At 62.2% G+C, this 9,720-nt stretch carries 3 protein-coding genes; all 3 read right to left on the bottom strand.

Features of this window, described 5'->3' with window-relative positions; genetic code table 11:
• Window positions 1–301: 301 nt before the first annotated feature.
• The 3 genes from recD to recC are packed head-to-tail and all read right to left on the bottom strand — an operon-like array spanning window position 302 to window position 9,557.
• Window positions 302–2,395 (bottom strand): exodeoxyribonuclease V subunit alpha, encoded by a 2,094-nt coding sequence (recD, locus tag DW49_RS0100490; protein ID WP_005614542.1) that lies wholly within the window; start codon window positions 2,393–2,395, stop codon window positions 302–304.
• The gene (gene recB / locus DW49_RS0100485) at window positions 2,392–6,084 is read right to left on the bottom strand and encodes an exodeoxyribonuclease V subunit beta (protein WP_005614540.1); all 3,693 of its coding nucleotides are present in this window, start codon (window positions 6,082–6,084) and stop codon (window positions 2,392–2,394) included. Before recB ends, recD begins: the two co-directional genes overlap by 4 nt.
• A complete protein-coding gene (gene recC, locus DW49_RS0100480; protein WP_005614538.1) occupies window positions 6,081–9,557 on the bottom strand; it encodes an exodeoxyribonuclease V subunit gamma in 3,477 nt (1,158 codons plus the stop codon). Before recC ends, recB begins: the two co-directional genes overlap by 4 nt.
• Window positions 9,558–9,720: the final 163 nt, after the last annotated feature.

The following is a 9,720-nucleotide window of genomic DNA, read 5'->3' as shown; positions in this document are numbered from 1 at the left end:
GGCAGCGGGTTTATACGATTGACACGTTTAGCCGACCGAATCTTATGGCGCGGTATGTGGATTACGGCGTGTGAGGTGTTGTGTCGGATCTGCAGCGGCCCTGAAACGGGCTGCCTCAGTTGCGTCTGATGTACCGTGTGCACCGTTGCTGCCGGTTCCCGGCAGTTCGCGGACGAGTCCGCTACTACACGCGAAGCGCCCGGTCCGCTCCCGCGCCATCCGGGCAGACGCCACCTTTTCAGAGCCTTCACGACTTGTGCATTACAGACTGCAGCCCGCTTAGGCACGGGCGGTGGCAGGCTCAAAGCCCGAGCATCAGGCCGCTCAGGCGTTTGACTTTGCGGCGCAGGGCTTCCTCAAAGATGCCCTGGCGCGGTTCGATCAGGCTGAACCAGTGTTTGGCGCGGGTGATGCCGGTGTAGATCAGTTCTTTAGTCAGTACCGGGTTTAGGGCTTCGGGCAGGATCAGGGCGGTGTGGGCGAATTCCGAGCCTTGGGATTTATGCACGGTCATGGCGTAGACGGTTTCGACTTCGTTGAGGCGGCTGGGCAGGACGAAGCGCACGCCGCCGCTGCCATCGTTGCGCGGGAAGGCGACGCGCAGGACCTGTTTGCCCTCGCCATCGCGCTCGGGCAGTCGCAAGGTGATGCCGATGTCGCCGTTCATCAAGCCAAGGCCGTAGTCGTTGTGGGTCATCAGGACTGGCCGGCCTTCGTACCATTGCTGTTCGCTTTCGATCAGCTTCGCACTGAATAACGCATGGGTGATGCGTTGGTTCAAGCCTTCTACGCCCCACGGGCCTTTGCGTACAGCGCAGAGCAACTGGAATGAGTCGAAGGCGTCGAGTACCGAGCGTGCCCATCGGGTCCAGCATTCGTCGTCCAGTTCAGCGCCGGCTGCCGGGCGCTCGGCGCCGAGCACGTTCAGGTAATGCCGATAACCCTGCGGGGCTTGTTCGCCTTGGCCAAGGCCTTCCAGCACCAGCCGCTCGAACTTGAGGTCTTGCTCGCCCTTGAGCGCCAAGGCGAACAGATCGGTGTGACTGCCTGCCGACAGCAGCGCCCTCGCCTGTTGATCCTGTTGCTGGTTGACCAGCCGGGCCAACTGGCCGATGCCGCTGCCTTGGCCAAAACGGCGCGAGTGGCGCAGCATGACCACTTGCTGGGCCAGTGGATGTTGCTGCGCATCACCCTCGCGCAACGCGCCTTTGCTGAGGTCTTCGCCGCTGACAGCTTCAAGCCAGGCCTGAGTTTGCGGGCTGTAGAAACCGTCTTCGGCGTCGCGACACAAATCACCCAGTACCGCGCCCGCCTCGACGGAAGCCAACTGGTCTTTGTCGCCGAGCAGAACCATACGCGCATGCGGCGGCAGTGCGTCGAGCAGGTTGGCCATCATTTCCAGGTCGATCATGGACGCTTCGTCGACAACCAGCACGTCCAGTGGCAGCAAGTTACCTGCGTGATGACGGAAATGGCGCGTGCCAGGGCGGCTGCCCAGCAGGCGGTGCACGGTGGTGACTTCACTGGGGATTTTCTGCCGAACCTCGGCGCTGACGTCCAGGCTTTGCACTTGCTGGCTGATGGATTCGGTCAGACGTGCTGCCGCCTTGCCTGTCGGCGCTGCCAAACGAATGCGCAGCGGCTGGCCGCTCTGCACGGCAGGAGCCTGAAGCAACGCCAGCAAGCGCACCACGGTGGTGGTTTTGCCCGTGCCGGGGCCGCCGGTGATGATGCTGAATGCACGGCGGGTTGCCAGTGCGCAGGCCAGTTTCTGCCAGTCGATGATGGCGTCCGGCGCTGAGTTCGCAGGCCCGAACAAAGCGTTCAGGCGTTGCGGCAAATCTTCAGGCGGAGCATCAGGTTGTGCCAAGCGCCGCCGCAGGGCTGCGGCGATGCGGCGTTCGTAGGTCCAGTAGCGGCGCAGGTACAAACGTCGCTCTGCCAGCACCAATGGTTTTTGCAGCGCCTCGGCGCTTGAGTCTGTGACCTGGGCGACCAGCATGCTGCGCGCCAGCGCCTGGCACCACGCTGCGCCATCCAGCGCTGCGAGCAGTTGCGAGGGCAGCAGCATTGCTCCGCCTTGCTGATCGCCTTCGGGCGGCAGTGACAGGGCGAAGTCCGGCTCTTTCAAGGTCTCGTAAAGATCAAGGCAGACATGGCCGTGGCCCAGTTGATGGCTGGTAAGGGCCGCAGCGACCAGCACCAGCGGATCGGCCTGTGGGTCGAGGTCGCTGAGGAACGCGACAAAAGCCCGGTCCAGGGCGCGCAACCAGCCGCGCTCGACCCAGCGTTCCAGCAGCATCAGCAGATCGTCGACGCGGGTCAACGGGCTCAAGTCGGCGAGGCTGATGTCGTCCAGCGCAGTGGGCAACAGATCGTCGAACGAGCGGCTCATGCCAATGCTCCAGGCAGGTCAGGCGTTAAGGGTTTGCCCTGAAACAGCAGGTCCAGGCTCTCGATCAGTTCGCGTGGCGGCCGAGTGAAATACGCGCCTTGAGAGGCGGAACGGCTGCCGCGCAGGAACAGATAAAGCGCGCCGCCCATGTGCTGGTCGTAGTCATAATCGGCCATGCGTGTCTTGAGCTGTCGATGCAGCGCCAGCAGATAAAGCACGTATTGCAGGTCATAGCGGTTGTCGAGAATCGTCGTTTCCATCGCCAGATCGGTGTAGGCGTCGTCATCGCTGCCCAGCCAGTTGGACTTGTAGTCGGCCACGTAGTAACGGCCTTCGTGCTCGAATGTCAGGTCGATAAAGCCTTTGAACATGCCGTTGAGCGAGACGGTTTCGGTGGCGGCCCGTGGCGCATTGTCGTGGGTGAAGCGGCGCACGAGGGCATCCATCTGCGCCACGTTGACGTGAGTGCTGGCGAACCAGAACTCCATCTCGACGCGGTACTGATTGGGTTGATCCAGGTCGCCTAACGCGACCGGCGTGGAGTCCGGCGAGAGGCGAAGCGGCATGTTCAGCATTTGCTGCAGCCAGTCGCGCAGGGTGTTGATCCAGCCCTTCCAGCCGCGTCGATTGCAGCGACGGGCGACGGCACTTTCCAGCTCGATCGGATCACGAGCAGTGTTCGCAAACCCCTCGTTACCTGCCCATTCCAGCAACCCGTGCAGAAAGGTGCCGGGGTTAGGGCCGCGTGGGAAGCGGTGGATATCGCCGCCGCTGACCAGTATGTCGCGAGGCGCTTCGGGATCAAGGCGCTCGTCGTCAAACAGCTTTTGTGCCTGCGGGCTGTCAGGTGACTCGTCGGCACCTGCCGTTACCGTGTCGCCAATACGCAGCGCGCTGTAGGAGGCGATCCACCAATTCTCGGCAGCGCGGCGTTTAGGCACCAGCAGCTTGACCAGCGAGGCCTCGTTGCGCGGTGCGCTGAAGCTGTCGTCGGTGGGCTGGGGAACGGGCTGCAAGGCGATTGCGTTGCAGCCCTCGGCCAGATCACGCAGCCAGACCTTGAGATCAACTGACTCGGGCAGCGCAGTGCCGCCACCCAGCAGGTAGCCCAGCGCCGAGCGGTGCAACATCGAGCTGTTGGCATTGCCGCGTTTGAGGTCGGCAACGCCCAGCCAGCAGGCGTGCTCCGAACGGGTCAGCGCGACATAAAGCAAGCGCAGGTCTTCTGCCAGCCGCTCGTCATCGGCTTGCTGAATCAGCGCCTCGGTGGGCTGCAGACTGATCTGCGCGCGGCCATCGGCATCATGAAATTGCAGCGGGAGGCGGCTGCCATCGACGGGCTTGGACGAGCAGATGAACGGCAGGAACACCAGCGGGTATTGCAGCCCCTTGGATTTGTGGATGGTAACGACTTTGACCAGTTGCTCGTCGCTTTCCAGGCGCAGGATCTGTTCTTCTCCGGCCTGCCCGGACAGCGCCAGGTGATCGCCCAGATGACGAATCAACGCCTGCTCGCCATCCAGCTCGGCGGCGGCCTGTTGCAGCAGTTCTGACAGGTGCAGCAGATTGGTCAGCACTCGCTCGCCGTCGGTGCGGGTCATCAAGGTCTGCGGCAGGGCAAAGTCATGCAGCAGGCGGCGCAGCATCGGCAGCACGCCCTGGCTGCGCCATATGGCACGATAGTCACGGAACTGCATGACGCGCTGTTCCCACGCCAGTTCGTCCTGATTCAGACGCTCCAGCTCGGCAAGCGGCAGGTCGAGGGTAATACAGGCCAGTGCCGCGCGCAGCGTGCGTTCGGAATCCGGCTCGGCGCAGGCCTTGAGCCAAGACAGCAGGTCGTGCGCCTCCTGCGCGGCGAACACTGAATCCTTGTCCGACAGGTACACGCTGCGCACGCCGCGCGCCGTGAGTTGAGAGCGCACCGCCTGTGCCTCTTTGCCGTCGCGAACCAGAATCGCGATGTCGGCCGGGCGCAGCCCACGCAGCGCCTTGCCCGGTGCGGTGAAGCCCGCGCGGCCCTGCTGACCGGCGTTGAGCAGGCGCACGATCTCGCTGGCGCAGCTACTTGCAAGCTGCTGGCGATAGACGACGCCGGACACCGGCTGCTCGCTCTCCAGATGCCAGACCGTCAAGGCAGTGAGCGCTGCGCCATCGACTTCCAGGGTTTCCTTGCGACCTTGGGCCAAGGCATCAGCGAACGGCACCTGATTGCCTTTCTCGTCACGGAACAGAAACGCACCTCTACCTTCCGGGCGTTGCTCTGCTCGCGTGAAGACATGGTTGACCGACTCGACCATCGCGTGGCTGGAGCGATAGTTGGTGTCCAGCGTGTGCCAGCGACCATCGGTGGCCTGCCGGGCGCGCAGGTAGGTGTAAATGTCGGCGCCACGGAAGGCATAGATCGCCTGCTTGGGGTCGCCGATCAGGAACAGGCCGGTTTGCTCGTCGTTGCCCTCCAGACGATAGATGCTGTCGAAGATCCGGTACTGCACCGGATCGGTGTCCTGAAACTCATCGATCAGCGCCACCGGAAACTGCTCGCGAATCAGCGTCGCCAGCCGCTCACCACCAGCGCCGTGCAATGCGCCGTCGAGCCTGAGCAGCATGTCGTCGAAACCCATTTCGGCGCGACGGCGCTTCTCTTCTTCAAAACGCGCACTGACCCATTGCGCGGCATGTTGCAGGACGGCGGCATCTGGTTTGGGCAGGGCGTCGAGCGCTGCTTTCAGTTGCGCCATTGCTGCAAACGCCGGGTGCGACGGCGGATCACTTTTCCAGGCCTCGGCGACGCCGTCTGGTGTCAAGCGTGTGAAGCCGGTGCCCAGGTCCAGTGCTTCCTGAGTTTCGTCAGCGGCCCATGCGGCGAGCTTTTCAAACCAGGGTTTGAAGAAGCGCTCCTGCATCTTGCGGCCATCGACCACCTTGCGGGCCACGGCGTCCTGGCAGAGCGTGTAGAGCTCGTCAGCCCAAGCGGCCCAAGGGGCTTTCAGGGCGACAAGCGCTGCGCGACGCTCCAGCAACGACGCCTCGATAAGCTCGGCCGGCGCTTGGGTGTTGGTGCTGCGGTCACGGCCAAACAAGCCACGTACGCGGGGCAACAGTGCCGCCGGACCGCTCCAGTTTTCCCGTACCCAGGCCAGCGCGTCGCCGCTCATGGGGTAGCAGAATCGCCGCCAGTAATCGCGCAGGACTTCGCCGAGCAGGTCGCTGTGATCGGTTTCCAGGGTCTGGGTGAACAGGCTGCCGCTGTCGAACGCATGCTCGCGCAACATGCGCTGGCACCAGCTGTGGATGGTCGAGACGGCGGCTTCATCCATCCATTGCGCGGCGATGTCCAGACGGCTGGCACAGGCAGGCCACTGCTCGGCCTCGAACTGCTCGCGCAATTCGCTGATCAGGTCATCGGGGGCGCTAATTTCGTCACGAAAGAACCGCGCAGCTTCGGCCAGCCGGGTACGAATCCGGTCGCGCAGCTCTTTGGTGGCAGCGTCGGTGAAGGTCACGACGAGGATCTGCGGCGGCAGCAATTCGCGGCCAAAACCTGACTGCTCGGAGCCGTGGCCGAGCACTAGGCGCAGGTACAGCGCAGAGATGGTGAAGGTCTTGCCGGTCCCGGCGCTGGCTTCGATCAGTTGGCTGCCACGTAACGGAAAGCGTAGCGCCAGAGGGAGCGATTGATTACTCATGCGCCACCCTCCCCGCCGGACAACGATTGCCAGGGCGCGTCGTAAATCGGCTTGTAGAGTGTCTCGCACCAGCCCGCGAATTCCTCGCTGTCCATCAAGGCGTCGAAGTCCGCAAACTGCCGGGCCAGCGCGGTGCTTTCGCGTCGCTCACCATCGGTGGTCTGCCCGTCACCTTCGTAGGCTTTGCGAGCGGCGGCTTCGGCTTTGTCGGCGGGTTGGCCCAGCCAGGCAAATGCGGTTTTGACGGCCACCGGCAGCGGTTGCTGCATACCGCGCAGCCAGGCCATCAGCAGGTGGTTCAGCGTGGTGACGGCAGCATCTTTTTCCAGCGGGTCGAGCATCAGGGTTTCGTCACTGGCCACCAGTGCGGTGCTCAATGGCAGTTCACAGGCGCAGGCCACCAGATGATTCACCCATGGGCGAATCAGTCGATGCCACTTACGGGTCTTTTTCGAGCCAATGCTGTTGGGAATCGCCGTGACCAGCAATAGCTCGCCGCGGGTGTTGCGGTGCAACCCGCCAAGCCAGCCGTCGATGCTGACGCCACGGTGGCTGAAACTGATCGGCAAGGCACTGCTCAAGGTTTCGGGCCACAGCGTCAGCAGATCGTGGTAACGCCTTAATACGTCCGGCAAGGGCTCGATCAGTTCGTCCTGCATGCAGGTGCCGAACCCGGCCAGAGGCAGCAGGCCGCTGGCTTGCAGTTTCAGGGCCTGGGTTTTCAGGGCGACATCGATCGTGTCAGGGGAAACCATCGCGGCGCTGAGCAGGCTTTCACTGAGGCCGTAGCGCTCAAGGGCGTCGAGCACGAACGGTTCTTCATCAGCGAGCGGCGCTTCGGCGATTTCGAAATAGATCTTCAGGCGCTGGCTGAAAAAGTGCTTTACCGGGTTTCGCAGGAAGTCCTGCAATTGCGCAATGGACAGTGGCTCTTCCTGCTCGTGAGGGGGAAGTGCTTGAGACACGGGCACTTGGAGGTGGGTTTCATGCAGCAGGCGCCATTCGCGGGCGAAGCTGAAGTAGCCGGTGCCTGCATGAAAGTAATGGGCGCTGAACGGCTGCAGCGGGTGATGCACCGTCAGTGCTTTCAGAAGACGTTCGCCATCGTCCAGCTTGCTGTCGGGGTCGGCTTCGCCTGCCAGTTTCCAGCCGCTGGCCAGGTGATCACGCAACTGGCCAATCAGTACCGATGCAGGACGCTCGCTGTTGTCACGAATGCTGCGGCCAACCCAACTGACGTACAGTTGATCCCGCGCCGAGAGCACGGCTTCGAGCAACAGATAGCGGTCATCTTCACGACGCGAACGGTCACCGGGGCGGTAATCACTGCCCATCAGGTCGAAGTCCAGCGGGGGTTGTGCGCGCGGGTAATCGCCATCGTTCATGCCCAGCAGGCAGACCACTTTGAACGGGATGGCGCGCATGGGCATCAGTGTGCAGAAGTTGACCGAGCCTGCCAGAAAACGCTGAGACAAGCGGCCTTGATCAAGCCCGGCCAGCCAGGCTTCACGGACCACCGTAAGCGGCAGTTCATCAATCAGGTTTACCGCTGCACAGGTTTCCAGCCAGTTTTCACGCAGTGTTTCGAGCTGAGCAAGCAGGTAGTCGTCATGCTCGCTTTCAGCAATGAAGAACAGCTGCAGAATGGCTTGCAGGCGTGCGCCCCATTGTTCCGGCGTGGCGGGTGTGGACAGTTCCGCGTGGGCGACCTGGAGCGCATCGATCAACGCGACCAGCGGACCAATCAACGCGGCATCCAGCCCGCCGATTTCGTCGTAGGGTTCAATGCCGTCATAAGCTGTACCGGCACCCACGGCGTAACCCAGCAACATACGGCGCAGACCGAAGTGCCAGCTGTTCTGTTCCAGCGCATCCGGCAAACCCAGACCGGCGCGTTGCTGCGCATTGAGGCCCCAGCGGATGCCTGCGCCTTCAATCCAGCGGTGCAGGGTTGGCAGATCGCGCTCCTGAATCCGGAAGCGCGCTCGCAAGGCCGGAACGTCCAGCAGGTCGAGAATTTCGCTGACCGGGAAGCGGCTGTCAGGGAGTTTAAGCAGATGCTCGACAGCGATCAGCAATGGCTCACGACCACGCTGCCCCTGGTCGGCCAGCGTGAAGGGAATGAAGCGGCGATCTTCGCGATCGATCTGGCCGAAGACAGCGCGAATGTGTGGCGCGTAGCTGTCGATGTCCGGAACCATGACAATCACGTCACGCGGGCGCAGGTTGGGGTCTTTGCTGAACCGCGCCAGGAGCTGGTCGTGCAGCACTTCCACCTCACGTTGTGCGCTGTGGGCAATGTGAAACCGGACCGAGCGGTCTTCAAGCGGGTCAATGGCTGGCCATATCTCCCGCGTTTCATCCAGCGGGCGCAGTTCGAGAATATCGTCCTGTAACTGGTTGAGCAGATTGGTTGGCTCAACCTCACTGAACAGGTCAATCCGCTCGTCCTTGAATGAGGAACGATAGCTGCGCGGATCGTCATGGCTGTCCAGCAGGTTGATGTAATCACGGCCCTGCTTTCCCCAGGCAGCAAGCAGCGGATGCGCATGCTGATGCAGCGCTTGCGGATCGAGGATCATTGGCATACCGGTCTTGCGGGCCTGGCGTTTGTACTGGTGACGCAGCAGGTCCTTGTCGGCGACGATGTCTGTCCAGTGGTGACGGCAGGGGTTATGCACACAAAGCAGCACCTGGCTGAACTTCGCCAATCCTGCCAGTGCTTCCAGCGCCTGCGCCGGGAGTGACGATATGCCGAATACGATTACCCGCGATGGCAAGCCGGGTGGCGCTTCGGTCATGTTGCCGATGCGCTCGATGAAGCGCCGATGCACGCCGGCACGGCTCTGGGCCATGCCTTCGGCTCCGACATCATCCAACAGTGCGCGCCATAACTCGGCCTGCCAGCAATTGGCAGTGGACAACGGCCGTGGCTGACCTCGTCCGTCGCGCAATTGGTGTAGGCCTGCGGCCCAGTCTTCCAGCCAGTCAGCGCGGTAAACCTGATATTGGTCGAACAGATCAGACAAGCGTTCGGACAATTGATAGCGCTTGCGCAGGTCGGTGTCGTCGGTCAGAAAGCGCTGCAGTGGCTCGAAGTGTGGCTGATTGATCAATGCGGGAAGCAAGCGCATCAAGCGCCAGGTCAGCGGAGTCTTGTCGAGCAGCGACGTCTGAGGAATTTCATCGCTGCCGAGAATCCTGCGATACAGCGTCCACATGAAACCGCCGGGTAGCTGAACCTCTATCGCAGCCGCAACGCCGCAGCCGCCGTTGTCATTGTCCTGAGCGTCTTCAGCCAGCGCAAGTTTGAGCCATTGCGCAATGCCGTTGCTCTGCACCAGCGCAATCTCGTTCTCAAGCGGTGCCAAGGGATAACGACGCATCCAGGACACAACCAGACTGCGCAGTTCATCCGGGCGGTTGCCTTGAACCACCATGAAACCTGCACTCAGCGGGGTTGTAACGGACATGCTTGCTTCCTTGGCGGGTGCGATTGAAACCTGAAGCCGAACCATAAGGGCAAGCGCGCTGGAATGCCACACGCATGTTGATCTGGATGACTACTGGGGATGTGTGGTGGGACGAGAGGCAAGACGATTTTTTATAAACGCCTAAAACAAAAACCCTCAACGC

The organism is Pseudomonas avellanae BPIC 631 (assembly GCF_000444135.1).
In the GTDB taxonomy this organism is placed as follows: Bacteria; Pseudomonadota; Gammaproteobacteria; order Pseudomonadales; family Pseudomonadaceae; genus Aquipseudomonas; species Aquipseudomonas avellanae.
The sequence above is the reverse complement of the archived record's forward strand: the minus strand, read 5'-3'. Positions and strand labels throughout refer to the sequence as shown.

Excerpts from the sequence above, each read along its gene's own strand:
- recB (WP_005614540.1), bottom strand. The coding sequence starts at position 6,084 with ATGAGTAATCAATCGCTCCCTCTGGCGCTACGCTTTCCGTTACGTGGC.
- recD (WP_005614542.1), bottom strand. The coding sequence starts at position 2,395 with ATGAGCCGCTCGTTCGACGATCTGTTGCCCACTGCGCTGGACGACATC.
- recC (WP_005614538.1), bottom strand. The coding sequence starts at position 9,557 with ATGTCCGTTACAACCCCGCTGAGTGCAGGTTTCATGGTGGTTCAAGGC.